Source organism: Xanthobacter albus, from assembly GCF_043194895.2.
Classification (GTDB): Bacteria; Pseudomonadota; Alphaproteobacteria; order Rhizobiales; family Xanthobacteraceae; genus Xanthobacter.
In genome coordinates, this window is sequence record NZ_CM195532.1 from 2,587,692 (window position 1) to 2,613,679 (window position 25,988).

General features: G+C 68.1%; 24 protein-coding genes and 1 pseudogene. 16 read left to right on the plus strand and 9 right to left on the minus strand.

The genetic code is table 11. The features are described 5' to 3' along the window. Nucleotides 1–68: 68 nt before the first annotated feature. Nucleotides 69–509, minus strand: a complete 441-nt coding sequence (folB, locus tag V5F75_RS11440) for a dihydroneopterin aldolase (protein WP_394034975.1) — start codon at nucleotides 507–509, stop codon at nucleotides 69–71. A 291-nt stretch (nucleotides 510–800) separates the two neighbouring features. Between folB and V5F75_RS11445 the strand changes: the two genes are divergently transcribed. After that, nucleotides 801–1,493 (plus strand): HisA/HisF-related TIM barrel protein, encoded by a 693-nt coding sequence (locus tag V5F75_RS11445; RefSeq protein ID WP_394034976.1) that lies wholly within the window; start codon nucleotides 801–803, stop codon nucleotides 1,491–1,493. Between the two features lie 13 nt (nucleotides 1,494–1,506). On the opposite strand, the gene V5F75_RS11450 is transcribed toward V5F75_RS11445, so the two are convergent. Continuing rightward, nucleotides 1,507–2,166: a hypothetical protein gene (locus tag V5F75_RS11450; RefSeq protein ID WP_394034977.1), complete on the minus strand. Its 660-nt coding sequence runs from the start codon at nucleotides 2,164–2,166 to the stop codon at nucleotides 1,507–1,509. Next, nucleotides 2,163–3,032, minus strand: coding sequence for a ParA family protein (locus V5F75_RS11455; protein ID WP_394034978.1), 870 nt, complete (start codon nucleotides 3,030–3,032; stop codon nucleotides 2,163–2,165). Before V5F75_RS11455 ends, V5F75_RS11450 begins: the two co-directional genes overlap by 4 nt. A 151-nt stretch (nucleotides 3,033–3,183) precedes the next feature. Here V5F75_RS11455 and fabD point away from each other — a divergent pair, with 151 nt between their 5' ends. The 7 genes from fabD to gmk all read left to right on the plus strand — a co-directional run bounded on the left by fabD (nucleotide 3,184) and on the right by gmk (nucleotide 9,974). Then, the gene (gene fabD / locus V5F75_RS11460; protein ID WP_394034979.1) at nucleotides 3,184–4,167 is read left to right on the plus strand and encodes an ACP S-malonyltransferase; all 984 of its coding nucleotides are present in this window, start codon (nucleotides 3,184–3,186) and stop codon (nucleotides 4,165–4,167) included. A gap of 195 nt (nucleotides 4,168–4,362) precedes the next feature. Beyond that, nucleotides 4,363–5,106: a 3-oxoacyl-[acyl-carrier-protein] reductase gene (fabG, locus tag V5F75_RS11465; RefSeq protein WP_394034980.1), complete on the plus strand. Its 744-nt coding sequence runs from the start codon at nucleotides 4,363–4,365 to the stop codon at nucleotides 5,104–5,106. Between the two features lie 284 nt (nucleotides 5,107–5,390). Then, a complete protein-coding gene (locus V5F75_RS11470) occupies nucleotides 5,391–5,627 on the plus strand; it encodes an acyl carrier protein (RefSeq protein ID WP_234050244.1) in 237 nt (78 codons plus the stop codon). A gap of 175 nt (nucleotides 5,628–5,802) precedes the next feature. Next, nucleotides 5,803–7,065 (plus strand): beta-ketoacyl-ACP synthase II, encoded by a 1,263-nt coding sequence (gene fabF, locus V5F75_RS11475; RefSeq protein WP_394034981.1) that lies wholly within the window; start codon nucleotides 5,803–5,805, stop codon nucleotides 7,063–7,065. Between the two features lie 85 nt (nucleotides 7,066–7,150). Further along, the gene (gene mltG / locus V5F75_RS11480) at nucleotides 7,151–8,311 is read left to right on the plus strand and encodes an endolytic transglycosylase MltG (protein WP_394034982.1); all 1,161 of its coding nucleotides are present in this window, start codon (nucleotides 7,151–7,153) and stop codon (nucleotides 8,309–8,311) included. Nucleotides 8,312–8,349: 38 nt separating this feature from the next. Further along, the gene (locus V5F75_RS11485; protein WP_394034983.1) at nucleotides 8,350–9,276 is read left to right on the plus strand and encodes a YicC/YloC family endoribonuclease; all 927 of its coding nucleotides are present in this window, start codon (nucleotides 8,350–8,352) and stop codon (nucleotides 9,274–9,276) included. 92 nt (nucleotides 9,277–9,368) lie between these two features. Beyond that, entirely contained in the window at nucleotides 9,369–9,974 is a 606-nt protein-coding gene (gene gmk / locus V5F75_RS11490; protein ID WP_394035067.1) for a guanylate kinase, read from the plus strand. Between the two features lie 332 nt (nucleotides 9,975–10,306). Here the strand turns inward: gmk and panB are convergent, their stop codons facing one another. Both panB and V5F75_RS11500 read right to left on the minus strand, forming a co-directional pair. Beyond that, nucleotides 10,307–11,146, minus strand: a complete 840-nt coding sequence (gene panB, locus V5F75_RS11495; protein ID WP_394034984.1) for a 3-methyl-2-oxobutanoate hydroxymethyltransferase — start codon at nucleotides 11,144–11,146, stop codon at nucleotides 10,307–10,309. A gap of 82 nt (nucleotides 11,147–11,228) precedes the next feature. After that, entirely contained in the window at nucleotides 11,229–11,795 is a 567-nt protein-coding gene (locus tag V5F75_RS11500) for an NnrU family protein (protein WP_394034985.1), read from the minus strand. A 241-nt stretch (nucleotides 11,796–12,036) separates the two neighbouring features. On the opposite strand from V5F75_RS11500, the gene V5F75_RS11505 reads away from it, so the two are divergent. Together V5F75_RS11505 and guaB are read left to right on the plus strand one after the other, a co-directional pair. After that, complete coding sequence (locus V5F75_RS11505; protein WP_394034986.1) at nucleotides 12,037–12,516, plus strand: L,D-transpeptidase; 480 nt, start codon at nucleotides 12,037–12,039, stop codon at nucleotides 12,514–12,516. Nucleotides 12,517–12,778: 262 nt separating this feature from the next. Continuing rightward, a complete protein-coding gene (guaB, locus tag V5F75_RS11510; RefSeq protein ID WP_394034987.1) occupies nucleotides 12,779–14,290 on the plus strand; it encodes an IMP dehydrogenase in 1,512 nt (503 codons plus the stop codon). Nucleotides 14,291–14,379: 89 nt separating this feature from the next. On the opposite strand, the gene V5F75_RS11515 is transcribed toward guaB, so the two are convergent. From V5F75_RS11515 to V5F75_RS11530, 4 genes and pseudogenes are all read right to left on the minus strand, one after another. After that, nucleotides 14,380–15,069, minus strand: a complete 690-nt coding sequence (locus tag V5F75_RS11515) for a hypothetical protein (RefSeq protein ID WP_394034988.1) — start codon at nucleotides 15,067–15,069, stop codon at nucleotides 14,380–14,382. Between the two features lie 190 nt (nucleotides 15,070–15,259). Next, a complete protein-coding gene (locus tag V5F75_RS11520; RefSeq protein WP_394034989.1) occupies nucleotides 15,260–15,724 on the minus strand; it encodes an ion channel in 465 nt (154 codons plus the stop codon). A gap of 91 nt (nucleotides 15,725–15,815) precedes the next feature. After that, entirely contained in the window at nucleotides 15,816–16,115 is a 300-nt protein-coding gene (locus V5F75_RS11525) for a hypothetical protein (protein WP_394034990.1), read from the minus strand. A gap of 76 nt (nucleotides 16,116–16,191) precedes the next feature. Then, nucleotides 16,192–16,871 (minus strand): annotated as a pseudogene (locus V5F75_RS11530) (transposase). Nucleotides 16,872–17,055: 184 nt separating this feature from the next. Between V5F75_RS11530 and V5F75_RS11535 the strand changes: the two are divergent. The 6 genes from V5F75_RS11535 (at nucleotide 17,056) to V5F75_RS11560 (ending at nucleotide 25,968) form a co-directional block, all read left to right on the plus strand. Beyond that, the gene (locus tag V5F75_RS11535) at nucleotides 17,056–17,286 is read left to right on the plus strand and encodes a hypothetical protein (protein ID WP_394034991.1); all 231 of its coding nucleotides are present in this window, start codon (nucleotides 17,056–17,058) and stop codon (nucleotides 17,284–17,286) included. A 408-nt stretch (nucleotides 17,287–17,694) separates the two neighbouring features. Then, on the plus strand, nucleotides 17,695–18,297 hold the full coding sequence (locus tag V5F75_RS11540) for an HAD family hydrolase (RefSeq protein ID WP_394034992.1): 603 nt from the start codon (nucleotides 17,695–17,697) through the stop codon (nucleotides 18,295–18,297). 260 nt (nucleotides 18,298–18,557) lie between these two features. Continuing rightward, complete coding sequence (locus V5F75_RS11545; protein WP_394034993.1) at nucleotides 18,558–20,300, plus strand: tetratricopeptide repeat protein; 1,743 nt, start codon at nucleotides 18,558–18,560, stop codon at nucleotides 20,298–20,300. Between the two features lie 104 nt (nucleotides 20,301–20,404). Continuing rightward, a complete protein-coding gene (locus tag V5F75_RS11550; RefSeq protein ID WP_394034994.1) occupies nucleotides 20,405–22,702 on the plus strand; it encodes a tetratricopeptide repeat protein in 2,298 nt (765 codons plus the stop codon). 239 nt (nucleotides 22,703–22,941) lie between these two features. Beyond that, nucleotides 22,942–23,970 carry an HAD family hydrolase gene (locus tag V5F75_RS11555; RefSeq protein ID WP_394034995.1) on the plus strand — a complete coding sequence of 343 codons (1,029 nt, stop codon included), beginning with the start codon at nucleotides 22,942–22,944 and terminating at the stop codon, nucleotides 23,968–23,970. A gap of 324 nt (nucleotides 23,971–24,294) precedes the next feature. Next, complete coding sequence (locus V5F75_RS11560) at nucleotides 24,295–25,968, plus strand: arylsulfatase (protein WP_394034996.1); 1,674 nt, start codon at nucleotides 24,295–24,297, stop codon at nucleotides 25,966–25,968. Nucleotides 25,969–25,988 lie beyond the last annotated feature (20 nt).

Sequence of the window (25,988 nt, forward strand, 5' to 3'; positions counted from 1 at the left end):
GCCGGCGCCCTTATGGCCCAAGGCGCGCCGCGCGGCAAAGCAATTACCGCAAGACGAACGGCCGCCGCTCAGCGCTGGCGGATGATCTCGATGCCCACGTCGCCGAACACGCCCGTTACCGGCGCGCCTGGCTTGTGCACCACCACTCGCACCTGCTCCATGAGGGCGAAATGGTCGAGCATCCGGGTGGCGATGCGCTCGGCCAGGGTCTCGATGAGGTGCACGGGGTCGTCGTTCACCACCGCCGCGACATGCTCATACACCTGCTGGTAGGAGATGGTGAGCGCTTCGTCGTCGGCCCAGGCGGCGGGGCGGGTGTCCAGCCACCAGTCCACGTCGATCACGAATCGCTGGCCCAGCTCGCGTTCCGCCTCGTGCACGCCGTGACGGGCGAAGAAGGGGAGGGCACGCAGGAACAGCCGGCCGGACTGCGCGGGCCTGCCGGCGGGAAGCGCCTCAGTGGAGAGGGAAGCATCGGCCATCATTTCGGGATCGTCAGGTGGTGTCATTCAGGCCTCGCGCGCGCAGCAGAACGCCGGATCGCGCGGAAGCTCGGCCGCAATGGGGGCAGCCACGCCCCATGTGCCTCGCGTGAGGCGGGGAGGGACCGGTCCGGGGTGCCGCGCGCACCGTGGATGTCGTGACTTCCTATTGTTTTCCGCGCCGGCTTTCAACGGATCAGCGTCGCCGTCCCATGCTGCACCGCACGCATCGGCGGCGGGCGATGCCCTCCGGGCGACTGGCGCGAGGCCGGGCCGAAATGCGATGCTGCCGCGCGTCTTCCGGCGCGGGTGGGGTGAATGCTGCTGATTCCGGTCATCGATCTCAAGGGCGGCATCGTGGTCCACGCCCGCCGCGGCGCGCGCGAGAGCTATGCGCCCCTCGCGAGCCCGCTCTGCGCCTCCGCCCAGGCTGTGGACGTGGCCGCCGGCTTCCTCGCCCTCGCGCCCTTCCGCGCCCTCTACGTGGCGGACATCGACGCCATCACCGGCGCCGGAGACAATGCCCCCGTGGTCGTCGCCCTGCGCCGCGCCTTCCCCCAGGTGGAGCTGTGGGTGGATGCGGGGGAGGCGCGCGCCGAGGCCGTGCGCGCCCGTGCCGCGGCCGGGCTCGGCACCAGCGTGGTGGGCACCGAATCCCTCGGCGAGGGCCTTGATGCGCGCGAACTGCTGCGTGCCGGGGCCATCCTCTCCCTGGACCACGACGGCACCGGCCCCCTCGGCCCCCGCGCGGTGCACGAGGATGCATCCCTGTGGCCGGAGCGGGTCATCGTGATGACCCTGGCGCGGGTGGGCTCCGGCGAGGGGCCGGACCTCGATGCCCTGCGCCGGGTGCGGGCCCGCCGGCCGGATGTCGCCGTCTACGCCGCCGGCGGCGTACGTGGGCCGCAGGACCTGGACGCCCTGGCGGCGGCCGGCGCCGCCGGCGTGCTGGTGGCGAGCGCCCTGCACGACGGGCGGATCGATGCCGCATGCGCGCGCAGGTGGGTGTGAGCGCGACGGGCGATCACGCCTCGTCTGCGTCGTTCTTCTTGCGCGCGACGGCGCCGACCCAGTCGCCGCGCACGCCCAGCTCGTCGCGCACCGCCGTCTGGATGCTCTTGAGCAGGTCGTCCTTCTTGGCCCCGGCCTTCGACGGCAGCTTGAGGCCCTGGTCCGTGATGACGGCGCGCAGCTCCGCCACCTTCAGCGGCTTGATGGCCTTGTAGAGCGCTTCGGTGCCGCCGGACCGGTAGAGCGCGCGCACGTCGGGCAGGGTGGCCGGGGGCTTCGGCTCGCGGCTGGGGGCGGTTTTCGGCGTCCGCGCGGCGGGGGCGGAGCGGGAGGGCCGGGGCTCTGGCGCGTAGGTGTCGCGCGCGCCGGACGCGAGCTCCTCCAGGAGATTGCGGATCTCGACGCCCGACAACGGCTTGATGGCGGCCTTGCCGCCGCCGCACGCCTCGAGAACCTTCCGGACCTTCGCATCGGCCATGCGCAGCGCATAGGCGCGGAACGGCGCGGGGCCGAGCGCCTTGAAGCTGGCGCGGGCGGCATCGAGGCCGGAGATGGCCTCCAGCTTCGGAAGAATGAACTTCTGGATCAGAAGGTCGTTCAATTCCCGCTCGCCGTCTTGGGCGACGGCGGCCAGGGCGCGGGCGGCTTCCAGGGCGGACATGGGGCTGCTCATCTTTCACCGTCCACAAGGCTCATGACTTCTTCCCCGAAGGAGATGACGTCATCGATGGCGGTTCCGTACTTCTGCCTGAAGGACTGGAAAAGCTCACCCTCCTCGACGATCCGGCCGAGATCCGCCCGGAGCTGGATGACGGTGTTCATGAGCGAGAAGTCCGCCGTGTCCTGGAACGCCGGATCGCTGAACTTTTCCATGCGGGGATAATGGACGCCGGGGCGGATCTTGGTGCGGCAGGCCCAGAGCGGCGGGCGCTCCTCGGGGCGCAGGCGCGGGATGATCTCGCGGCCGAGCAGGTCGAGGCCGATGGCCGAGAGGTAATCGGGATTGACCGGCGCCACCACGATGTCGGACGCCTTGAGGGCGGCCATGGCGAAGCCGGAAATCCCGGGCGGAGAGTCCACCACCACGTAGGTGCCCTTGCCGGTCAGGTCGGCGAAGCCGCGCCGCAGGGCCGAGCCCGCGCGGCCTTCCAGCTCCTGGTCGAAGACGTTGAGCCGGGCCAGCTTGATGAGCAGCGAGCGCTCCACCATGCGCAGGCGCGGGTTGGACGGCACGAGCGAGACGCGCCCGCCCCCGTCCTCCAGCCGCGAGGCCTCGTCCAGGATGTAGTCGTCCAGGCTGTCGTCCTTGAAGGGCTTGCCCTGGTCGAGGAAGAAGCGGTCGATGGTCGCATTCTGCTCGATCAGCGCCTCGAAGCGCTCCTCGCCCAGCACGGCGTAGCTGGCGTTGGCCTGCGCATCGAGATCCACCAAGCATACATTCTGCTGCAGCACGCAGCCGATGTAGTCGGTCAATGCCACGGCCAGCGTGGTCTTCCCGACGCCGCCCTTCATGTTCACGATGGAGATGACTTTGGACACCCGTGCTACCCCCGCGATTCCACAACCTTGGATATATCGCACCGATTGCAGACGGTTTCGCAACAGCGCCCCGCCTTGACTCGCCCACATTCCCGGTGTCTCTGCGCTCCCCAATTTCAACCCTGCTTCCAGAGCACCGGAGGGCCGCCCCATGAGCGAGGGACAGCGCTTGACCTCTCAGACCGCCTTCATCTTTCCCGGCCAGGGCAGCCAGGCCGTGGGCATGGGCAAGGCGCTCGCGGAGAATTTCCCCGCCGCCAAGGCGGTGTTCGACGAGGTGGACACAGCGCTCAACGAGCACCTCACCCGCATCATGTGGGAAGGCCCGGCCGAGACGCTGACCCTGACCGCCAACGCGCAGCCCGCGCTCATGGCCGTCTCCCTCGCCGCCATGCGCGTGCTGGAGGCCGAGGCGGGGCTCGACCTGGCGCGCGATGCCGCCTTCGTGGCCGGCCACTCGCTGGGCGAGTATTCGGCGCTGGCGGCCGCCGGTGCGCTCACCATCACCGAGGCGGCGCGCCTGCTGCGCATTCGCGGCCGCGCCATGCAGGAGGCCGTGCCGGTGGGCGAGGGCGCCATGGCGGCGCTGCTCGGCCTCGACTACGAGCAGGCGGTCGCAGTGGCGGCGGAAGCCGCCGGCGACGACGTGTGCGAGGCGGCCAACGACAATGCGCCGGGCCAGGTGGTGGTTTCCGGCACCAAGGCGGCGGTGGAGCGGGCCATCGTCATCGCCAAGGAGAAGGGCGCGCTGAAGGCGGTTCTGCTGCCGGTGTCCGCCCCCTTCCATTGCCGGCTGATGGCTCCCGCCGCCGAGGCGATGGAAGTGGCCCTCTCCGGCTCCACCGTGATGACGCCGCGCGTGCCCGTGGTCTCCAATGTGCGGGCCTCCCCGGTGACCGACCCGGCCGAGATCGTCCGTCTGCTGGTGGAGCAGGTGACGGGCACGGTGCGCTGGCGCGAGAGCATCATCTACATGGCGGGCGCGGGCGTGAACCGCATGGTGGAGGTGGGCGCCGGCAAGGTGCTGTGCGGCCTCGTGAAGCGCATCGACAAGTCGATCGCCTGCTCCAACGTGGGCGCGGCCGAGGATGTCGCGGCCTTCATCGCCGCCCGCAGCGCGGCTCCGGTCGCCTGAGGCGCGGAAATTTCGTCCCTTCCCGGCCTCCCGCGCTTGCGGGGCGCGGCCGGGAAGGGGCAGAAGCTTCCTCAAGGTTTCGACGCGGACGCCGCCTCCGGCGACCGCGGACGCGCCCCGGCCCGGACGGGCGGGACGCGTCGCCATCATTGACCGGCCAGTCGCCGGAACCATCCAACAGAGGACTGGGGTTTCATGTTCGATCTGACCGGCAAGACCGCGCTCGTCACCGGCGCCACCGGGGGCATCGGCGGCGCCATCGCCAAGGCGCTGCACGCCCAGGGCGCCACCGTCGCCGTCTCCGGCACCCGCCGCGAGGCGCTGGAAGCCCTGGCGGCGGAACTCGGCGGCGCGCGCGTGGCGGTGCTGCCCTGCAATCTCGGCGACGCCGAAGAGGTGGAGAAGCTGGTGCCCGCCGCCGAGGAGGCGCTGGGCGGGCATATCGACATTCTGGTGAACAACGCCGGCATCACCCGTGACAACATCTTCATGCGCCTCTCCGACGAGGCGTGGGATCAGGTGATCGCGGTGAACCTCACGGCCGCCTTCCGCCTCTCGCGCGCGGCGGTGCGCACCATGATGCGCCGGCGCTCTGGCCGCATCATCTCCATCACCTCCATCGTCGGCGTCACCGGCAATGCGGGGCAGGGCAATTACGCGGCGGCCAAGGCGGGCATGATCGGCATGTCGAAGTCGCTGGCGCAGGAAGTGGCCTCGCGCGGGGTGACGGTGAACTGCGTCGCCCCCGGCTTCATCGCCACGCCCATGACCGACGCGCTCAACGAGAAGCAGCGCGAGAGCATCCTGAAGGCCGTGCCCGCCGCAAAGCTGGGGACGCCGGAGGATATCGCCGCCGCCTGCGTCTATCTCGCGTCCAATGAAGCCGCCTACGTGACGGGCCAGACCCTGCACGTGAACGGCGGCATGGCCATGATCTGAATGCTGCGGTGCGGCGCCTTTACCCTCGCTGGTCAGGGCGTCGCGAGTATGGTACGAGCCGCACAGCCGGTCCGGATTCGGGGCGCCATTTGGCGTTTCCGATCCGTCACGCAACGTCAGGAGACGTGCGGCGCGGCGCCATTCCGGCAGGCTCAAGCGCCGGCGGCGCCGGCCCCATGCACCGGATGTGGACGAGGGGGCTGGGCACGGCGGAAAAAAGGCATTATGCCCACCTCCAGCCGCCGAACGGCAACGGGATTATCCGAACAACGAGGGTTGCATCGATGAGTGACATCGCCGAGCGGGTGAAGAAGATCGTCGCTGAGCATCTGGGCGTCGAACCTGAGAAGGTGACCGATGGCGCCTCCTTCATCGACGACCTCGGCGCCGACAGCCTCGACACCGTCGAGCTCGTGATGGCGTTCGAGGAAGCCTTCAACTGCGAGATCCCCGACGACGCCGCCGAGACCATTCTGACGGTCGGCGACGCCATCAAGTTCCTGGAAAAGAACGCGGCCTGAGCCGCGGCTCGAGGTTCAGGCTCCGGTCGCGTGGCGCCCTGCGCCCGCGGCCGTTCTTGTGATCGGCCCGCCGCGGCTGCCGCGGCGGGTCCGGAAGCGGGCGTGGAAGGTCCGAGCGCAGTGGCCTTCAGCCGGGATGTTTGCACGCTTTCGAGCGTCTGTCGGAGTTTTCCCCATGAGACGTGTCGTCGTCACCGGTCTCGGCATGGTGACGCCCCTCGGCTGCGGCGTGGAGCCCACGTGGCGGCGTCTGCTTGCCGGCGAAAGCGGCGTCACGGCCGTGACGCACTTCGATGTTTCCGATCTTGCCTGCAAGATTGCGGCGAACATTCCGCGCGGTGACGGCTCCGACGGCACCTACAATCCCGATCAGTGGATGGAGCCGAAGGAGCAGCGCAAGGTCGACGAGTTCATCGTCTTCGCCATGGCTGCCGCCTCCCAGGCGCTCGACGACGCCGGCTGGCATCCCTCCACCTACGAGGAGCAGATCACCACGGGCGTGCTGATCGGCTCCGGCATCGGTGGCATCGAGGGCATCGCGGAAGCCTCCCTCACCCTGAAGGAGCGCGGCCCGCGCCGCATCTCGCCCTTCTTCATTCCTGGCCGACTCATCAATCTGGCGGGCGGCTACGTCTCCATCGCGCACGGCCTGAAGGGGCCGAACCACGCGGTGGTCACGGCCTGCTCCACCGGCGCCCACGCCATCGGCGACGCCGGGCGCCTCATCGCCCTGGGCGATGCGGACGTGATGGTGGCCGGCGGTACCGAATCGCCCATCAACCGCCTCGCGCTCGCCGGCTTCGCCGCCTGCAAGGCGCTGTGCACCGCCTTCAACGACGAGCCCACCCGCGCCTCGCGCCCCTACGACCGGGATCGCGACGGCTTCGTGATGGGCGAGGGCTCGGGCGTGGTGGTGCTGGAGGAACTGGAGCACGCCAAGGCGCGCGGGGCTCGCATCTACGCCGAGCTGGTGGGCTATGGCCTGTCCGGCGACGCCTACCACATCACCGCCCCCTCCATGGATGGCGACGGCGCCTATCGCTGCATGTCGGCCGCGCTGAAGCGGGCCGGTCTGTCCGCTGATGACATCGACTACATCAACGCCCATGGCACCTCCACCATGGCCGACGAGATCGAGCTCAAGGCGGTGGAGCGGCTCCTGGGCAACGCGGCGGGCAAGACCGCCATGTCGTCCACCAAGTCGTCCATCGGGCATCTGCTCGGTGCCGCGGGCGCGGTGGAGGCCATCTTCTCGGTGCTCGCCATTCGCGACCAGATCGCCCCGGCGACCCTCAATCTCGAGAATCCGTCGGTGGAAACGCCGATCGATCTGGTGCCCCTGAAGGCGCAGCCCCGCAAGATCGACACGGTGCTGTCCAATTCCTTTGGTTTCGGTGGCACCAATGCGTCGCTGATCTTCCGGCGCTACGCGGCCTGAGCCGGCGCGGCGCAGCCTGCGTCCAGGGCGTGGCCGCGTCAGCGGCCGCGCCAGATTGCCCGGCGCCGCGCGTGGGAGGCCCGTTATGGAAACACCAGAGAACGAGAACCCCGATCGCGGGGTCGCGCCCACCTATCACGTCAGGCGCCGGGACAAGGGCAAGGCCCGCAGGCCCTCCCAGGCCGCGCGCCACCCGGCGGTGACGATCGGCAGTGGCATCTTCACCTTTCTGCTGTTCGTGCTGCTCGGCGGCGGCCTCGCCCTCTGGTACGGCGAGCACGCCTATAACGGCCCCGGCCCCCTGGCCGCGGAGAAGACCGTCCTCATCCCCCGCGGCGCGGGCGTGCGCGACATGGCGGAGACGCTGGAGCGCGAGGGCGTCATCGACAACTGGCTGGTGTTCATCCTGGGCCAGAAGATGATGCGCCCGGATGCCAGCATGAAGGCGGGCGAATACCTCTTCAAGCCGGGCCAGTCCATGGCGAGCGTGGTGGATGCCATCGCCTCCGGCAAGGTGGTGGCGCACCAAGTCACCATCCCCGAGGGGCTCACCAGCCTCCAGGTGGTGCAGCGCCTGCTGGCGAACGACCTGCTCACCGGCACGCCGGTGGTGCCGCTGGAAGGCACGCTGCTGCCCGAGACCTACCGAATCCACCGCGGCATGTCCCGCGACGAGCTGCTGAAGCAGATGGCGGACGCCCAGCAGAAGCTGGTGAAGACCCTGTGGGAAAAGCGGGACCCCGACCTGCCCCTGAAGAACACGCAGGAGATGATCATCCTCGCCTCCATCGTCGAGAAGGAGACGGGCGAGCCGGATGAACGGGCCAAGGTGGCGGCGGTCTTCGTCAACCGGCTCAACAAGAAGATGCGGCTCCAGTCGGACCCGACCATCATCTACGGCATCGTCGGCGGCAAGGGATCGCTGGGGCGACCCATCAGCCGCACGGACATCGTCGCGCCCACCGCCTACAACACCTATACGGTGGACGGCCTGCCGCCGGGGCCCATCGGCAATCCCGGCCGCGATGCGCTGGCGGCGGTGGCCAATCCCGCCCACACGAAGGATCTCTACTTCGTGGCCGACGGCACGGGCGGCCACGCCTTCGCCGAGACCCTGGCCGACCACAACAGGAACGTGGCGCGCTGGCGCGCCATCGAGGCGGCTCAGTCCGGCTCGGCCCCCCAGCCGGCCACGCCGGCGCCAGCGGCCCCCCAAGGCGGCGCCCCCAAGCCCGCCGGCAACTGAAGAAGGCGCGCGGCGGCTCATCCCCCGCGTGAGCACCCATGACCGCGCTCTCCTCCGCCCCCGCCGCGATGCGCCCCGCATCGCTGGCCAGCATGACCGCCTTCGCCCGCGCCTCCGCGAGCGAAGGACGCTGGCGCTTCGCGTGGGAGGTGCGCTCGGTGAACGGCAAGGGGCTGGACCTGCGCCTGCGCCTGCCGCCGGGCTGCGAGGATATCGAGGCCCAGGTGCGCGCCCGCGCCGGCGCCGTGCTGGCGCGCGGATCGGTTTCGGCCACCCTCACGGCGGCGCGTGAGGGGGAGGACGTGGCGATCCGCGTCAACGAGGCGGGGCTCGAAAGCCTCGTGCGCGCCGTGCGCCGCACCGCGGAGAAGTTTGGCGCGCCGGCGCCGGGGCTCGACGCCTTGCTGGCGGTCAAGGGCATCGTCGAGGTCACCGAGGCGGAGGAGGACGAGGCCGGACGGCACGCCCGCGCCGTCGCCTGCCTCGCGGCCTTCGAGGTGGCGTTGGCCGAGCTGTGCGCCATGCGCGAGCGGGAGGGCCAGGCGCTGCAGGTGGTGCTGCTCGGCCGTCTCGACGCCATTTCGGCTCTGGTGGAGGCGGCGGAGCGGCTGCCGGAACGCAGCGTGGAGGCGATTCGCGCCCGGCTCGCCGAGCAGGTGCGCGTGCTGCTGGAGGCGGGGCCTCAGCTCGACCCCGAGCGGCTGCATCAGGAGGCGGTGATGCTGGCTACCAAGGCGGACATCCGCGAGGAGCTGGACCGGCTGGCGGCCCACGTGGCTGCCGCGCGGGAGCTGCTGGGAGCCGGTGGGCCGGTGGGTCGGCGGCTGGATTTCCTGGCCCAGGAGTTCAACCGCGAGGCGAACACCCTGTGCTCCAAGTCGAACACGGTCGCGCTCACGCAGATCGGCCTTGACCTGAAGCTGCTGGTGGATCAGTTCCGCGAGCAGATCCAGAACCTCGAGTGACCGCGGTGACGACGCCTTCCTCCCTCTCTCCCCATTTCGCTTTGCCCGGCTGGAAGCCGGGGGCCGGCGCCGGCCTTGCGCGGCGCGGGCTGATGCTGGTGCTCTCCTCGCCCTCGGGCGCCGGCAAGACCACGCTGTCGCGCCGCCTGCTGGAGGTGGACACGCGCATCACCATGTCTGTCTCGGTGACGACGCGCGCGCCCCGGCCCGGCGAGGTGGAGGGGAAGGACTATTTCTTCGTGGACGTGCCCACCTTTGAGCGCATGCGTGACGAGGGGGAGCTGCTAGAGCACGCTGTGGTCTTCAACAACCTCTACGGCACCCCGCGCGGGGCTGTGGAGGCTGCGCTTTCCGCCGGGCGGGACGTGCTGTTCGACATCGACTGGCAGGGCACCCAGCAGCTCGGTGAGAGCGCCCAGCAGGATCTCGTGAAGGTGTTCCTGCTGCCGCCCAGCGCGGCCGACCTGGAAAAGCGCCTGCGCACCCGCGCCCAGGACACCGACGAGGTGGTGCACCAGCGCATGGCCAAGGCCTCCGACGAGATCAGCCATTACGACGAGTACGACTACATCCTCATCAATCATGAGGTGGAGGACAGCCTCGTCAAGCTGCAGTCCATCCTGCAGGCGGAGCGGCTGAAGCGCCGGCGGCTCACCGGCCTCTCGACCTTCGTGAAGCATCTGCGGGACGCGCTATAGAGGCGCTTTCCGCGCGCCTCTTCTCGGAGGCAAGCGCTCTGAGGTCCTGAGTCGACGCGTTTTCCTGGCGTGAACCGGCCGCTCGAAAACGCGCCAGCGCGCTCTCCTTCGCGGGCAGGGCGCAAGCGCGCGGGCCGGGCCGGCTCCAGAGCCATGGCCGAGCGCCCCTGAAGCCTGGAAGCACCGAAGTTCCTGCAAGGTCGCGCGGCCGGGAGCGATGCCTCGCCCCCGCCGCTGGCTGCGTTTCCGGCTACCCCCGGCGCTTCGCGCATGGTCTCGCACCAGCATTGCCGGCGATGGGCGGCCGTTCGGAGAAGGCCGCCCGCCGTGCCTCAGGACGCCTTGGCCTTCTGCACGAGGCGCGGGGCGTAGACATGCTCCGGGCCGGGGAAGGTGCGCGCGCGCACCTCTTCCGCGTAAGTGGCGACGGCCTTCTCGATGTCCGGCCCCATGTTGGCGTACTTCTTCACGAACTTGGGCACCCGCTCGCCGAGGCCGAGCATGTCCTCCAGCACCAGGATCTGCCCGTCACAGGCGGCCGAGCCGCCGATGCCGATGGTGGGCGGCGCCACTTCCTGGGTGATGCGGCGGGCGAGCGGCTCGGCGATGGCCTCCAGCACGATGGAGAAGGCTCCGGCATCGGCGATGGCGCGCGCGTCGTCGAGGATGACGGAGGCCTCCGCGTCGTCACGCCCGCGCGCCTTGAAGGAGCCGAGCGTGTTGATGGCCTGGGGGGTGAGGCCCACGTGCCCCATCACCGGCACGCCGCGGTCCACCAGGAAACGCACCGTCTCGGCCATGCGGCGGCCGCCCTCCAGCTTCACGGCGCCGGCGCCGGTCTCCTTCAGCACGCGGGCGGCGGTGTGGAAGGCCTCGGTGGGGCTCGCCTCGTAGCTGCCGAAAGGCAGGTCCACCACCACCAGCGCCCGCTTGGTGCCGCGCACCACGGCGCGGCCGTGCATGATCATCAGCTCCACGGTGACGGGCACGGTGGTTTCGAGCCCGTGCATCACCATGCCCAGGCTGTCGCCCACCAGCACCACGTCCACGTGGCGGTCGAGCAGGCGCGCCGTGTGGGCATGGTAGGAGGTCAGCGAAACGATGGGGTCGCCCCCCTTGCGGGCCTGGATCTCCGGCGCGGTGATGCGGCGGCTGTCTGCCTGGCTGGACATGACGTTCCTCTAGATTTTGGCGCGGGCACCTTTGCCCTGGGCTCGCCGGCACGCGCGGCCGCGGCTCCCGTTCCCCGCCCGCTCACATCACGGGCACCCCGATCACATAGGGGTGGAACAGGAAGGCGAGGACAGCATAGAGCACCACCCCGGCCACCACCGCAAGGGCATCTCCCGCCCACCCGGCCGGCGCGGCCGGCACCGGCGCGCCACGGCGGCGCAGGGCGATGCGGTCGTAGACCGCCCAGGCGAGCACGGCGCCGAACAACACCATGGATGCGGCATCGCCATTGGCCAGCAGGTGGCCGAAGGCCCAGGTCTTCACCGCCACCAGCAGTGGATGCTTCAGCCGCGTGCGCAGGTGGCTCGGCACATAGGCCGCCACGGCGCAGATGCAGGCGAAGAGCATCAGCAGCAGCGTGACATGGCGCAGCGCCACCGGTGGCTCCCACACGATGGCCGACCCGGCCGCGCGCCACAGGGCGAAGCCGTAGACCGTCAGCACCAGCCCACCCGCCGCGAACAGCGAGAAGAGGCCCTTGTAGGCCGCCTCGCCCACGGCCTCGATGAGCCTTGCCCGGAGCGCCCTCAAGCTCGCCACCACGTGGATACCGAGGAAGATCGCGAGGCCCAGAACCATCATCATCATGGCAGTGTCTCCGCCGGGGCGTCATGTGCCCCCGCCTCAAGTGCACGAGGCGCGCGGATGCGGCAAGAGAATGCGGCAAGAGAGAATGCGGCAAGAGAGGATGCAGCAGGAGCGGGCGGGCAGGGGAGGGGCGGGTCCTCGCCATCCGCCGGGGCCGCACAGCGCGGAGAGGTAGCGTCCTCCATGTTCGCCCTTGCGTTGCAACGGCGCCGTGGCAGTATGGCTGACGGAGGGGAATGACATGGGCGCGAGGGGCACGGCGCGCGCGGCCGCGCGCATCTTCCGCACGAAGGGATTCGGGCTCGCCAGCTGGCTCGTCCTCCTGCTTGCCGGCGCGGCGTTCTGGCCGGCGCCCGCGCAGGCCGGCGTGGTGGCCCGCGTGGACCTCTCCGCCCAGCGCATGACGGTGCTGGTGAACGGGGTGCCGCGCTTTAGCTGGCCGGTTTCCACCGCGCGGCGCGGATACGTCACTCCCATCGGGACATACCGGCCGCAGCGGCTTCATCGCAAGTATTTCTCGCGTAAATACTATAACTCACCCATGCCCTATTCGGTGTTCTTCCGCGGCGGCTATGCCATCCATGGCAGCTATGCCGTGAGCCAGCTCGGCGCGCCCGCCTCGCACGGCTGCATCCGCCTTCATCCGAGCAACGCCGCCACGCTTTATGGTCTGATCGAGAGCCATGGGCCGGGCGACACGCTGATCCAGATCACACGCTGACGGGCGTCCTCCAGGGAGGCCGCGCACGCCCCGGCGGAGGCCGGGAAAGCCGTGTCCGGAGGGGGCGCGGCCCCACGCATGTGCGGCGCGCATGGCGCACTTGCGTGAAAACTCTGCGTGCCGGGTCTTCTTTTCGTCGCGCACCCATGGTATCGGCCACTGCCAACTCGAAGCGGGAGCCGAGACGAAAGTCGTCCACCTCCACCCGTTCCGACCCAAGTCGCGCGACGCGCATTCCGGGCGTCGCCAACAGGAGTTGGCCATGACTGCGCCCCTCTCGTCTGCCCCCCTCTCCGGCCCGTTTCGCGAAGCGCTGACCTTCGACGACGTGCTGCTCACCCCCGGCGCCTCGGAAGTGATGCCCGGCGAGGTGGATACGGTGACCAAGCTCACCAAGTCCATCACCCTCAACCTGCCCATCATCTCCGCCGCCATGGATACGGTGACCGAGGCGCGCCTCGCCATCGCCATGGCCCAGGCCGGCGGCATCGGCGTGATCCACCGGAACCTCACGCCCGAGCTGCAGGCCGAGCAGGTCAAGATCGTCAAGAAGTACGAATCGGGCATGGTGGTGAACCCGGTCACCATTCATCCCGACGAAACCCTCTCCGACGCGCTTGCGCTCATGAAGCGCTACGGCATCTCCGGCATTCCGGTGGTGGAGCGTGGGGCCGACAGCATGCCGGGCCGCCTCGTGGGCGTGCTCACCAACCGCGACGTGCGCTTCGCCCATAATCCGGACCAGCCCGTTTCCGAGCTGATGACCCGCGAGAACCTCATCACCGTGCGCGAGGGCGAGGTGACCCAGGACGACGCCAAGCGCCTCCTGCACCAGAACCGCATCGAGAAGCTGCTGGTGGTGGATGCCGGCTATCGCTGCGTCGGCCTCATCACGGTGAAGGACATCGAGAAGGCGGTGGCCTATCCCAGCGCCGCCAAGGATGAGCAGGGCCGTCTGCGCGTCGCCGCCGCCACCACGGTGGGCCCCGACGGCTTCGAGCGCACCGAGCGCCTCATCGACGCGGGCGTGGACCTCGTGGTGGTGGACACCGCCCACGGCCACTCCAGGAAGGTGCTGGACCAGGTGGAGCGCATCAAGCGGCTGTCCAACAGGACCCAGATCCTCGCCGGCAACATCGCCACCGCCGAGGGGGCCAGGGCCCTTATCGATGCCGGCGCCGATGCGGTGAAGGTGGGCATCGGGCCCGGCTCCATCTGCACCACCCGCATCGTGGCGGGCGTGGGCGTGCCCCAGCTCACCGCCGTGATGGACGCCGTGGAGGCAGCCTATGCCACCGGCACCCCGGTGGTGGCCGACGGCGGCATCAAATATTCCGGCGACCTCGCCAAGGCGCTGGCGGCCGGCGCCTCCGCCGCCATGGTGGGCTCGCTGCTCGCCGGCACCGAGGAGAGCCCCGGCGAGGTTTTCTTGTACCAGGGCCGCTCCTACAAGGCCTATCGCGGCATGGGCTCGGTGGGCGCCATGGCGCGCGGCTCGGCCGACCGCTACTTCCAGGCCGAGGTGCGCGACACGCTGAAGCTGGTGCCGGAGGGCATCGAGGGCCAGGTGGCCTACAAGGGCCCGGTGGGCGCGGTGCTGCACCAGCTCGCCGGCGGCCTGCGCGCCGCCATGGGCTACGTGGGCGGGCGCAACCTGCAGGAGTTCCGCGAGAAGGCGCGCTTCGTGCGCATCTCCTCCGCCGGCCTGCGCGAGAGCCACGTGCACGACGTGCTCATCACCCGCGAGAGCCCCAATTACCCGACCTCCATCTGAGGTCGGGCCACAGGTAACGCAAAAAGGCCGGCGGGGCGTCCCGCCGGCCTTTTTCTTTGCATGTCCACTCCGCGCCGCCGTGAGCCCGCTCAGAACTCGTAGCCGAAAGCCTCGATCTCGTTGCGATACCAGGAGGCCACGAGATCCCGCGTCTCGGGGGTGTAATAGTCGCGGTAGCCGCCGCCCGGCCGCAGGTCGCCCTTGGCGCGCGGCAGCTCCGGCAGCTTCAGGCCGTGCTCGCGTGCGAGCGCGGCGAGATCCTCGGCAAGATGCTCGTAGCGCAGCACCTTGTGCACGGCCACGCGGCCGTCGATGGCATAGATCTGCCAGTTGTCGATCTTCAGCCCCGGCCCATCGGCGTGGAGCCATGCGGCGAAGGAGGGCTTGCGCTCGGCCGGAAGCGCGCGGGTCTGCCAGAAGTAGTTGGAGACTTGCCGATCCCACGGGTTGCGCTCGATCGAGAAGCGGTAGGCGGCGTCGAAGGCCTTGGGGCCCAGCAGGCGCCGCGCATCCGCCGCGTGCATGTGGTCGGGGATGGGGATGTAGGGGCTGAAGCGGGGCGCGCGCAGGCCCAGGGTCCAGCGGATGCGGTGCTTCAGCCGCCAGTCCGGGCGCAGCATCAGGTAGTTCTGCTCGGTCACGCCGGAAGGGCCCTGCTCGTCCACGGGGGTGACGATGTCCCGCGGGCCGCAGACAGCGCGCAGCGCCAGCTCCACGCTGGTGCCCGCGGTCTTGCGGGTCTTCAGGAAGAGGAGATTGTTGAGCCTGGAATAGATCATCGGGAAGAGATGCCTGGAAGACGCGCCGTCCGGCATCTGCCTTCCGCATGCCGGCGCCGGCGAATGCCGCCACCGCAGCGCGCCGCCCCGCCCTGCATGTGTCCTGTCACCTTCCCTTATGGCATGCTCGACGCCCTCGCGCAATTTGGGGGCGGGGACGAGTTGGCCGGCTGCCGGGAAAACTCCGTCTTCAGGAGGGATTGCGCGGCTTGCTCTGGGGATCAGGGGTGATGACGCGCGTCACATATTCCACCATGAAGGCGGTGGACCACGCCACCATCATCGGGCCCAGCAGCGATTCGAAGCCGGCGATGCCGCGAAAGACGCGGGGAATGGAAACGCCGTCCGACCCCACGGTGGTGTAGGTGGTGAGGGAGAAATAGAGCGCGTCGTTGAACGATGCGAGGGCGCCGGTGACCAGGTAGCCCCATGCCCACGCCAGCACCTCCGTGAGGTGCACGACGCACAGGCCGATCACCAGGGCGCTCACCACGAACGTCTCGCGCATCACATGATGGCTGAAGCTGCCGCTGCGCAGCAGGCGGCGGATCCAGTGCCGCAGCACGAACAGCCCAGACATGTGAATGACGACGGTGAGGAAGGCGAGCCCGAGGCAGACCAGGATCAGATGGGCATAAGCGATCCCCTCGTTCATCGCGAACGTCTCCTCCGCAGGTCCTGATTCGGCCTTGGAGGGACATTAGCAGCCGCGGCGCGCGCGGCTGCCGTCTTCCGCGATGGAGGCCTCAGCGGTCCTTCGGCGGCTTGGGCGGGGTGACGTCGATCATTTCGTTTTCGAAGGGAGTGTCGACCGGGCGGCCGGTGCGCAGATCGAAGATGCGCACGCCTTCGAAGCTGCTCCGGCGCACAGTGAAGCCGCGCCGCCCGCTGACGAGGGCATAGACACCCCCGCCCAGCAGCAATGCCGACACCACCACCCCCGCGACGATGATGAGCCCGCCCACCAGCGTGAACAAGGCAAAGCCCGCCAGGGCCGCCACAGCGAGACCGGCGAAACCGCCGAAGACGTTGAGGAGCTGTTTCATGAGCGCATCCTCCCCCAACATTCCGGCGGACTTTGGGCGCGCCGGCACTACGGTGCCCTCGGGCGCGAAAGCCGGGTCAAAAGCGGGTTCTAAGCGTCCGTCCCGGAACCCATGGCGTTCGTGCGATACGTCGAATGAGGACCATTGCTGCGGCGGCGTAGCGGAAGGCAGTTGCCGAGGCAATGGTGGCCTCGGCGTCTTTCCAGAGGCGCCGATTTCGATTGATCCAGGCGAAGAGGCGCTCGACGATCCATCAGCGCGGCTGGACGGCGAAACCGATCTGATCGGGCTTGCGGCGGACGATCTCGACGCGCGGACCCTGGTCGCCAGCGTCGGCGAAGACCTTTTCGATGAACGGGAATGGGCGCCGCGAGGCCGCCAGCAGCAGGCCCGCCCCGTCGCCGTCCTGCACGCTGGCGGGATGCGCGAACAGAATGAGGCCGCACCCGTCGGTATCGACGAGGGCGTGGTGCTTGCGGCTCATGATCTTCTTGCCGACATCATATCCGCACGGCCCACCTGCCTCGTTCGTCTTCACACTCTGGCCGTCGATGATGCAGGCGCCAGGCGACGCCTCCGCGCATCACGTAGAAAATCGCGTTGACGATCTCGCGCGGCGGCCAGGACAGCGGTCGCCCCGTCCGCTTCGGCGCCGGCATCAGCGGCTCGATCAACTGCCATTCCGCATCCGTCAAATCCGTTTCGTATCGAAGCCCCGACGCGACTATGCTCTCGGCGAGTGGCTGGGGCCCACATCGCTCGCTTCCCAAGATGGCCTGAACAACCCCTTGGCATCACGATCGCCCCAGCCGCTCGACCCTTTCGGGACGGCCTCTCATGCCGATACCAAAACGGCTAACTTTCTTTGACGGGCACCATCGGTTTCGGTCAACATTTCATCCATTAGGATGGTCCGACCAGATTTCTGTATTATTATGTCATGTCATCCGGGGCTGCGCCGGTCGCGGATAAATGGACGTTGAATGTATTCCGCGTTCGCTATCGTAATTCATTCGATAGTTTGAACGATTATAACGCTCCAGATATCGCCAGCGGCGTCGATTACACCATCGATACGCATAACGCCGTGTCCCTGATGTTGGAACGTGACTGGTCGAACGGCAAGGCGAGCTACACGGGCATCGAGATCGGCTACCGCTATCGCTTCTGACGACGCTTGCGGACCGACCCAATGATAATGCCGCGGACATTGTGGCTCTGGCGTGCTGGGGCGCAAGCGCGGTTGTTCCGTCATGGCCCACCGCAGGCTGGTCGGAGGGCAAATCGGCCCGCCTGACGCAAAATGATAATTGGAATCAAAGGTCTCTGGGTATCATGATCACGATCAAGCTGCCTTGCAAGTTGCGGCAAATATACCTGCAATGGCATCGCGCGGATACGCGGGGCAGGAGAGGCGGGTAAATTGACAAATACGCATGCGGCCAATTCATAACCGCACATATTAACATAATTTATCTGGTCCGAGAGCGCCCCAATCGGCCGTTCATCAGGCTGATAAAATGACAAAATGTCCCCGGATGTCCGGTGATGTCCCGGTTCGGGAGCGTAGGAGAACAGGATGCGCATTCCACTGAATGTCGTGCGCCATGCTGTCTCTGTAATCGCGGCCGTCGCCCTCGTATTTCCGGTCTTGACCCAGTGCGTCTTGGCTCAGGACGTCTTGGCTCAGGACGTCTTGGCTCAGGCCGATCCATCGCTGTCTTGGAATGCAGGGGTTAACAAGAGCGCGATCATCGCGTTCTTCAGATCCGTGACGGATGCCTCCAGTCCGAATTACGTGCCGCCCGCCGAGCGCATCGCGACCTTCGACAACGACGGGACGCTTTGGGTCGAGCACCCGGTGTACACGCAGCTCGCCTTCGCGCTCGATCGCTTGAAAAAGCTCGCGCCCAAACATCCCGAATGGCAGGCCGTCCAGCCTTTCAAGGCCGCCCTTGAAGGCGACATGAAAACCCTCGGGACGCTGGGTGAGGACGGTCTTTTGAAGATCGTCATGGAAACCCATGCTGGCATGAGCACGGCAGAGTTCGAGAAGATCATCAAGGGATGGATCGCCGAGGTGCGCGGGTGGCCTGCCGGACACCGCTTTCGGGACATTCTCTCCGCGGCTGATGGAGGAGGCGCGCAAGGGAGGGTGGCACGTGATCAGCATGAAGGCTGACTGGTCCACCATCTTCCCCCCTCCCTGAGCGCCATCAGGCAGGAACCCTCGTGAAAGTGGAATGCGGGCGGCAACTGCCCGTGGTGTCGCGTGGAGCACGGGCTGCGCGCGCGAAGGGGAGCGGGATGGGGCGGATAGACATGTTCCGCGCGCGGAAGACTGATAGCGGCCCTCGGCAGCCGTCACAGGACGATGTCTGCGCCCAGCTTGAGCGAATCCTCGCGAGCCCCGGATTTACCGCGAGCGCGCAACGTCGGAATTTGCTCCGCTATCTGGTGGAGGAGGCCCTGGCAGGACAGGGCGACCGCCTGAAGGGCTTTGCCATTGCGGTCGCGGTCTTCGGGCGCGACGAGAGCTTCGATGCCCAGGCCGATCCCCTGGTCCGCGTCGAAGCCATGCGGCTGCGTCGCGAGCTCGACGTGTATTATGGAACCTCCGGAACACGCGATCCGGTGCGGATCAGCATTCCCAAGGGCGCCTATGTGCCAGCCTTCGCATGGTGCGAGGGCCACGGAAGCCCGGCCGTAGGCATGGTGGAGATGGAGGCCGCGATAGCCGAGGCCAAGCCTCCCGCCGACTCTTCCGCGCCGCTGGAGCCGTCCGCCCCGGAACAGCGGCATTCTCGCCCGTGGCGTGGTCGCGTCCCTGCCGGTCTTGCGCTGGCTGGTCTTGCGCTGGCTGGTCTTGCCCTTGCGCTGGTTGCGGGGGGCATTGTGGCGCAGCATCCGCCACAACACTGGATGGCCCGCTTTTCATCGGCCGCGGTCAAGCAGGAGCATGGGGTCACCGTGGTCGTGCTGCCGTTCCGGTCGTCGGGTGGCTCCAAGGAAGAGGACTATCTCGCGTTCGGCTTCGCCCAGCAGATCGCCACCGCATTGACGCGTTTTGCGGGGCTGAACCTTTATTCAGCCCCGCTCAGCCCCCGGCATGGCGCGACAGTAGACCCGATGAAGGCAAGCCAGAACCTGCCCGCCGTCTATCTGGTCGAGGGCAGCGTCAGATCCGGCGGGGGGCGCACGCAGGTCAATGTCGAACTCCTGGACGCCAAGACCGGCCGCGTCCTGTGGGGCGATACCTATGATCGCCAGCTCGCATCGGACAGCCTGCTGGAAGTACGGGAAGGCTTGGCCGGTCTCATCGCCACCGAGCTCGGCCAGCCCTACGGGATCATCAGCAGCATCGCCATGGAGCGCCTCGCCGATCATCAGCTTCCGTCAATGGTGGCTTATGGCTGCGTGCTGCGGGCCTATGCCTATCGCCGCACCTTCTCGCCCCAGGCGCGGCCCCAGGTGCGCCGGTGCCTGGAGGAGGCGGTGCAATTGGACCCGCGCTATGCCGACGCCTTCGCGCTCCTGTCCCTGGTGCATCTCGACACGGCCCGCTTCGAGGATCTCGCGCCGGACGAGATGGCGCGGGAGCTTCAACGCGCCTTCGAGAACGCGCGAAGAAGCGTGGAGCTTGCGCCGCGAAGCGCGCTGGGCCTCCAGGCGCTGGGCGCGGCGGCGCACTACCGTGGGCAGCCCGACGAGGCGGAACGGCGTCTGCGGCAGGCGTCGGAATTGAGCCCCGGCGATCCGGAGGCGTTGGCGCAGCTGGGCTGGCACCTGGTTCTCCGCGGCAGCGGAGACGAGGGGCGCGCCTCTCTCGCCCGTGCGATCGCCCAAAGCCTCGATCCGCCGCCATGGTATTATTTCGCGCTCGCGCTGGAGGACTATGTGCGCGGGGATCTCGATGGGGCCCTGGATGCCGCGGGCAAGGCGAGGGCCGACGACTTCGGCGGCGGATGGTCGCTGTATGCGATCATCCAGGCTGCCCGTGGGAATCGGGATGAAGCCGCCAATGCGCTCTCGATGATGGCCGCCCGCGCACCCGATCTCGCCCGCGATGCCGATGCCTGGAGCGCGAAGCACGGCTTCAGCGATGCCATCCGGGCGCGTTTCGTGGCCGGCCTGCGGCAGGCTGGCTGGAAAAGCGCGCCGGATCGTCAGGCCAGAGCCGAATGACGCGGGACCGCGGTGCCGGACATGCCGAGGAATCGACGTCCGATGATGAAATCTGTTCGTCCGCAGAGGGCTGCGGTGCGCGCGACGTGGCGGAGGAAACAAGCTTGAGCCGGATCCATGGCACCCTCGCCGCGCTGGCCATCGGGCTCGCCTCGGCCCTCGCCATCCTGGCGGGCGGATTCCTGACCGCGGGGGCGAGCACCCCTCCGGCCATGGTCGGCTCGCAGGCCTGCGCCGGCTGCCATGCGGCCGAAGCCGAGAGCTGGCGCACGTCCCAGCACGCCGCCGCCATGCAGCACGCTCGCGAGGACACCGTTCTTGGGGACTTCGGCGGCGTCGACGTCGACTACTTCGGAATCCGCACCCGGTTCTTCCGTAAGGATGGACAATTCCTAGTGACGACGGATGGGCCGGACGGCGCCATGGGGACCTTTGAGGTCAAGTACACCTTCGGCTTGGACCCCCTCCAGCAATATCTGGTCGAGTTCCCCGACGGCCGCGTCCAGGCCCTGCCTTTCGCGTGGGACGGCCGGCCGAAGGCGAAGGGCGGGCAGCGCTGGTTCCATCTCTATCCCGGCGAGCCTGTTCGCCACGACGATTCCCTGCACTGGACCAAGCTCGGCCAGAACTGGAACTTCATGTGCGCGGAATGCCATTCGACGGGCGTGCGCAAGAATTACGATGCCGCCTCCGACACGTTCCACACCACCTTCTCGGAAATCAGCGTCGGCTGCGAATCCTGCCACGGCGCGGCATCGGGGCACATCACCTGGGCCACGGAGGGCGCCGACCCCGGGCTCGCCGGCAAAGGCTTCGCGTCGATGGCGCCCAAGCGCCCGCCGGCGGACTGGACCGCCAGCCCCGCGACCGGCAGCCCCGCCCATGGCACCTCGCGCCCCGCGGGGGATGAGGTGGAGACCTGCGCCCGTTGCCATGGCCGGCGTGGGGCCCTGTCCGAGAACTGGCAGCCCGGACACCCGATCACGGACACGCATATGCCGGCCCTCCTGTCGGCCGACCTGTTCGAGGACGACGGGCAGATGCGGGACGAGGTCTTCAACGACCAGAATTTCAAGCAGAGCCTGATGTACGCCAAGGGCGTGGTCTGCAGCGACTGCCACAATCCTCATTCAGGCAAGCTCAAAACCGAAGGAGCCGAGGTGTGCGGGCAGTGCCACGCGCCGGAGCGCTTCTCGAGCGCGGCGCACACTGGCCACGCGCCCGGCCCGGGCACGCCGGACTGCATCTCGTGCCACATGCCCGCGCGCACCTATATGGGGGTGGACACGCGCCACGACCATTCCTTCCGCGTGCCCCGCCCGGATCTCTCGGAGGCCTTCAAGACCTCCAACGCCTGCACCGACTGCCACGCCGACAAGCCGGCGTCCTGGGCCGCCGCGGCGGTGGAGCGCTGGCACGGCCCCGTGCGCAAGGGCTTCCAGAGCTGGACCGAGGCCTTCCACCGGGCCCGCGCCGGCGAGCCGGCCGCGCGCGAGCTGCTGCTGAAGCTCGCCACGGCTCCTGACGTGCCCGGCATCGCCCGTGCGACCGCCCTGTCGGAGGCGCAGCGCTTCCCTTCGAACGCCACGTCGGAGGCGACGGCCAAGGCCCTGTCGGACGCCGATCCCATGGTGCGGGTCATAGCCCTGCGGGCCCTCGCGGGAGCGCCGCTGCCACGGCGATGGGAGCTGGCGGCGCCCCTGCTCGGCGATCCGATCCTGGCCGTGCGCACGGAAGCCGCGCTGCTGCTGGCGGATCAGCCGACGGCCGATCTGGCCGAGGCGGACAGGATGCGCCTCACCGCCGCAATGGCAGAGTATGAAGCGGCGCAGCGGTTGAACGCGGACCGGCCCGACGCGCGCGCGAACCTGGCGCGCTTCCTCGCCAGCCGGGGCGATCCCGCCGGCGCGGAAGCCGAGCTGCGCGCGGGCCTGCGCCTTTATCCCGGATCGACAACCCTTTCGGTGAACCTGGCCGATCTCTACCGGGCGCTCAACCGGGAGGCAGATGCCGAGGCGGTGCTGCGCGAAGCCATCGCCAGGGCGCCGGAAGCGGGTGCCGCTCACCATGCGCTCGGCCTGTCCCTGGTGCGCCAGAAGCGCTACGCGGAAGCCCTGGCCGAGCTCCGGCGCGGGATGGAGCTTGTCCCGGACGAGCCGCGCTTCGCTTACGTCTATGCCGTCGCGCTCCAGTCGACGGGTCAGGGCGATCAGGTCCGGGCGGTGGTGACGGAGGCCCTGCGCCGGCATCCCTATGACGGTACGTTGCTGACCTTCGCCTTGAAGGATGCGCTGCGCCAATCGGAGGTCGAGATTGCGGCGGATCTCGCCAGCCGCCTGTCCCAGATGCAGCCGGATGATACCGGCCTCGCGCGGCTCGCCGACCGGCTGAAAGGACGCTGAGGCATGCGGGGGCGCCGGCGATCGAGGGCCGGCCGAGCCTGGATCGACATGGGTCCAACCCATCCGAGCCGATCCGGAGGTGATGTCAGAACAGGTTCGAACCTGTTGGCACCTCCCGTTCGCCGTTCTGTCGTCGTAGCCCTCGTTGGATTGGCGCGAGCCTATCCGCCGACCGGAGGCTGGCAGGTCGCCGCGCGATCCATCGCGGCGACGACGCGCGCCGCAATCCGGAGGCCATCATGGAGCTTCACCGTCGCGACTTCGCAGCCCTCCTGATCGGAGCGGCCGCCGGTCTCGCCGCCGGAACACCGGCGGGCGCGCAGGACGACCCTCTCCCGTCGTGGAACGCCGGCGCCGCCAAGGATGCGATCCTGAAATTCGTCCGGGATACGACGGACGGGGCCAGCCCCCAGTTCGTGCCCCCCGCGGAGCGCATCGCCTCGTTCGATCAGGACGGCACGCTCTGGGTCGAGCATCCGCTCTACACGCAGGTGGTGTTCTGTCTGGAGCGTGTCCCCGCCCTTGTCGCCCAGAAGCCGGAGCTGAAGGAGTGCGCGCCTTTCAAGGCCGTCCTGTCCGGCGGCCGCGAGGCGATCGCGCATCTGTCGATGCGGGAGCTGTTCGAGATCGTGATCGCCGTTCAGAGCGGAATGACCGTGGAGGTCTTCCGCGCGGAGGTCCTGAAGTGGCTCGCTACCGCCAGGGATCCGCGCTGGGGCCGGCCCTACACGGATCTCGTCTATCAGCCCATGCTCGAGGTGCTGACCTACCTGCGTGCCAAAGGTTTCAAGACCTTCATCGCGACGGGCGGCAGCGCCGGCTTCGTGCGGGAATATTCCGGCAAGGTGTATGGGGTTCCCCCGGAGCAGGTCTGCGGCACCGAGCAGGCTTTCACGTTCGGCCCTGATGCCGAGCATCGCCCCACGCTCACCCGAGATCCGAAGCTGGTGCTCGACAATCTCGGTGCCGGAAAAATCGAGAATTTCTGGCTGATGTACGGACGCCGCCCCCATGCGGCCTTCGGCAATTCCTCCGACGATGATCAGCAGATGCTGGAATATGTGAAGGCCGGCGGCGAGGCGCGCCTGTCCGCCGCCGTGCTGCACGATGATTCCGTACGCGAGTATGCCTACGGCCCGGCGACCGGCCTGCCCGCGACCTCCGTGGGGACGTTCAGCCAGGAGATGTACGATCTCGCTGTCCGCCAGAGCTGGACCATCATCAGCATGAAGCGTGACTGGCGGCGGATCTTTTCCTTCGAGGGATAGACGGCCGGCCAAGGCGGGCTGCGCGCCCGCCATCTCGTCGGGGTCGACGGTACGCGAACGGCCGTCCGGTGCGGTTCCATCATCGAGTGCGCTGGTCTCGCAGGCCGCGCCGCCAGCATGGATCTGGAGGTTCGAACAGGTGCGAACCTGTTGGAACCTCACGCTTGGATCGGGGGGCGGCTAGCTTTGATCGCCCGCCAACGCGGGGCCTGCCAGGGCGATATCCGATGCGAGGGGCGTGGACGGAACGCAGGCCGCAACGAAGACAGGCCACCGTCCTACCCCCCTCCTTGACCAGTTTTGCCTGCAACGGAGGCCGAGTTCATGAAGCCACTCTCGTTAATATCCATGTGCACGCTGGGGATAGTCGCATCCCTGGCGCCCGGCGGGCTTGCCGCCGCGCAAGACGCCAAGCGGCCGAACATCGTCATGCTGATGACCGACGATACCGGCTGGAACGACTTCGGCGCCTATTCGGGCGGCGGCACGGCGCTGGGCCATCCCACTCCGAACGTCGACCAGTTGGCGCAGGAAGGCGCGGTCTTCACCAATTGGTACGGCCAGGCGAGCTGCACCGCCGGCCGCGCGTCCTTCATCACGGGGCGGATTCCGATCCGCTCGGCCCTGTCGATCGTCGTGGCGCCGGGCGATGAGAACCGGCTGCGCAAGGAGACGCCGACGATCGCGCAGTTCTTCAAGAAGAACGGCTATACGACCTATTTCTCCGGCAAGTGGCATCTCGGCGACAAGCCCGACTCGTATCCCATCGAGCACGGCTTCGACGAGATGAAGAATTTCGCCGCCTACTATCCCGGCGTGTACGCCTACAACGACACCAGCAAGTGGTTCCACCCCTGGTTCCCCTCGTACAATGCCGCGTTCAACAAGATGTACAACGAGGTCGTGAATCTGGGCGAATGGGAGGGCAAGGCCGGGGAGCCCGCCAAGCGCATCGCCACGATCACCTATGACTACCTCGCCGAATTCGACGTCCGGCAGACGAAGAACGCGGTCGAATACATCAAGGCGCATGCGAAGTCCGACAAGCCGTTCTTCATGGATGTCAACTTCATGAAGATGCACAACCCGACCAATGCTGCGCCTCCGTTCCGCGGCCGGTCGCACCTCGGCGATTATTCCGACTCGCTGATGGAGCTGGACGACAATATCGGCCAGATCATGAAGACGATCCGCGAGGAGGCGCCGAACACCATCGTCATCCTGACCGCCGACAATGGCGCGTGGCTGGACGCCTATCCCGACGCCGGCACGACGCCGTTCCGCGGCGAGAAGGGCTCGGCCTTCGAGGGCGGCTGGCGCGTGCCCGGCATCATGTGGTGGCCCGGCAAGATTCCGGCCGGCGCGAAATATCATGAGATGATGTCGCACATCGACGCTTGGTCGACGCTGGCGGGCATGGCGGGGGTGACGCCGCCGCCGCCGGAATGGACCGGCAACGACGGCAAGCCGATCTATTTCGACAGCATCGACAACAGCGCGTACATCCTTGGCAAGAGCCAGCACTCCGCCCGCAAGTCGTGGGTCTATATCGACGGTGAGGTCTTCCAGGGGGCCCGGGCCGACGTGGGCGATGACCCGAAGGAGCCGTGGGTCAATATTGCGTGGAAGTACCTTTACACGGCGAAGGATTCCTGGCTCGGCCCGAACCAGAACCTTGGTAGTATCGGCGCGACCTACAACCTCACCATGGACCCTTACGAAAAGTACGACATGACGTTCAACGGCGCAGCGCCGATGCGCGTGATGACGACCTCGCCCGGTCGGTATGCCGGACAGGACAATGGCTGGGTTCTGGCACTGATCGAGCCGGTTATCGCGGAATTTGACAAGACGATCATCAAGTTCCCGAGCATCCCGCGTTATCTCGGCGGGGCCTCCAATGATCTGGTTCCGAATTTGCAGCAGCCCAATAATCCGATCCCGCTGCTGAATAACCAGCAGATCGACAAGATCCGCACCGGCGGCAGCGGCGGCTGATTCCAAGGACCAGCAACGAT

Coding starts and splice junctions, on each gene's coding strand:
- folB (WP_394034975.1), bottom strand. CDS start 509: ATGACACCACCTGACGATCCCGAAATGATGGCCGATGCTTCCCTCTCC.
- V5F75_RS11445 (WP_394034976.1), top strand. CDS start 801: ATGCTGCTGATTCCGGTCATCGATCTCAAGGGCGGCATCGTGGTCCAC.
- V5F75_RS11450 (WP_394034977.1), bottom strand. CDS start 2,166: ATGAGCAGCCCCATGTCCGCCCTGGAAGCCGCCCGCGCCCTGGCCGCC.
- fabD (WP_394034979.1), top strand. CDS start 3,184: ATGAGCGAGGGACAGCGCTTGACCTCTCAGACCGCCTTCATCTTTCCC.
- fabG (WP_394034980.1), top strand. CDS start 4,363: ATGTTCGATCTGACCGGCAAGACCGCGCTCGTCACCGGCGCCACCGGG.
- V5F75_RS11470 (WP_234050244.1), top strand. CDS start 5,391: ATGAGTGACATCGCCGAGCGGGTGAAGAAGATCGTCGCTGAGCATCTG.
- fabF (WP_394034981.1), top strand. CDS start 5,803: ATGAGACGTGTCGTCGTCACCGGTCTCGGCATGGTGACGCCCCTCGGC.
- mltG (WP_394034982.1), top strand. CDS start 7,151: ATGGAAACACCAGAGAACGAGAACCCCGATCGCGGGGTCGCGCCCACC.
- V5F75_RS11485 (WP_394034983.1), top strand. CDS start 8,350: ATGACCGCGCTCTCCTCCGCCCCCGCCGCGATGCGCCCCGCATCGCTG.
- gmk (WP_394035067.1), top strand. CDS start 9,369: ATGCTGGTGCTCTCCTCGCCCTCGGGCGCCGGCAAGACCACGCTGTCG.
- panB (WP_394034984.1), bottom strand. CDS start 11,146: ATGTCCAGCCAGGCAGACAGCCGCCGCATCACCGCGCCGGAGATCCAG.
- V5F75_RS11500 (WP_394034985.1), bottom strand. CDS start 11,795: ATGATGATGATGGTTCTGGGCCTCGCGATCTTCCTCGGTATCCACGTG.
- V5F75_RS11505 (WP_394034986.1), top strand. CDS start 12,037: ATGGGCGCGAGGGGCACGGCGCGCGCGGCCGCGCGCATCTTCCGCACG.
- guaB (WP_394034987.1), top strand. CDS start 12,779: ATGACTGCGCCCCTCTCGTCTGCCCCCCTCTCCGGCCCGTTTCGCGAA.
- V5F75_RS11515 (WP_394034988.1), bottom strand. CDS start 15,069: ATGATCTATTCCAGGCTCAACAATCTCCTCTTCCTGAAGACCCGCAAG.
- V5F75_RS11520 (WP_394034989.1), bottom strand. CDS start 15,724: ATGAACGAGGGGATCGCTTATGCCCATCTGATCCTGGTCTGCCTCGGG.
- V5F75_RS11525 (WP_394034990.1), bottom strand. CDS start 16,115: ATGAAACAGCTCCTCAACGTCTTCGGCGGTTTCGCCGGTCTCGCTGTG.
- V5F75_RS11535 (WP_394034991.1), top strand. CDS start 17,056: ATGTCATCCGGGGCTGCGCCGGTCGCGGATAAATGGACGTTGAATGTA.
- V5F75_RS11540 (WP_394034992.1), top strand. CDS start 17,695: ATGCGCATTCCACTGAATGTCGTGCGCCATGCTGTCTCTGTAATCGCG.
- V5F75_RS11555 (WP_394034995.1), top strand. CDS start 22,942: ATGGAGCTTCACCGTCGCGACTTCGCAGCCCTCCTGATCGGAGCGGCC.
- V5F75_RS11560 (WP_394034996.1), top strand. CDS start 24,295: ATGAAGCCACTCTCGTTAATATCCATGTGCACGCTGGGGATAGTCGCA.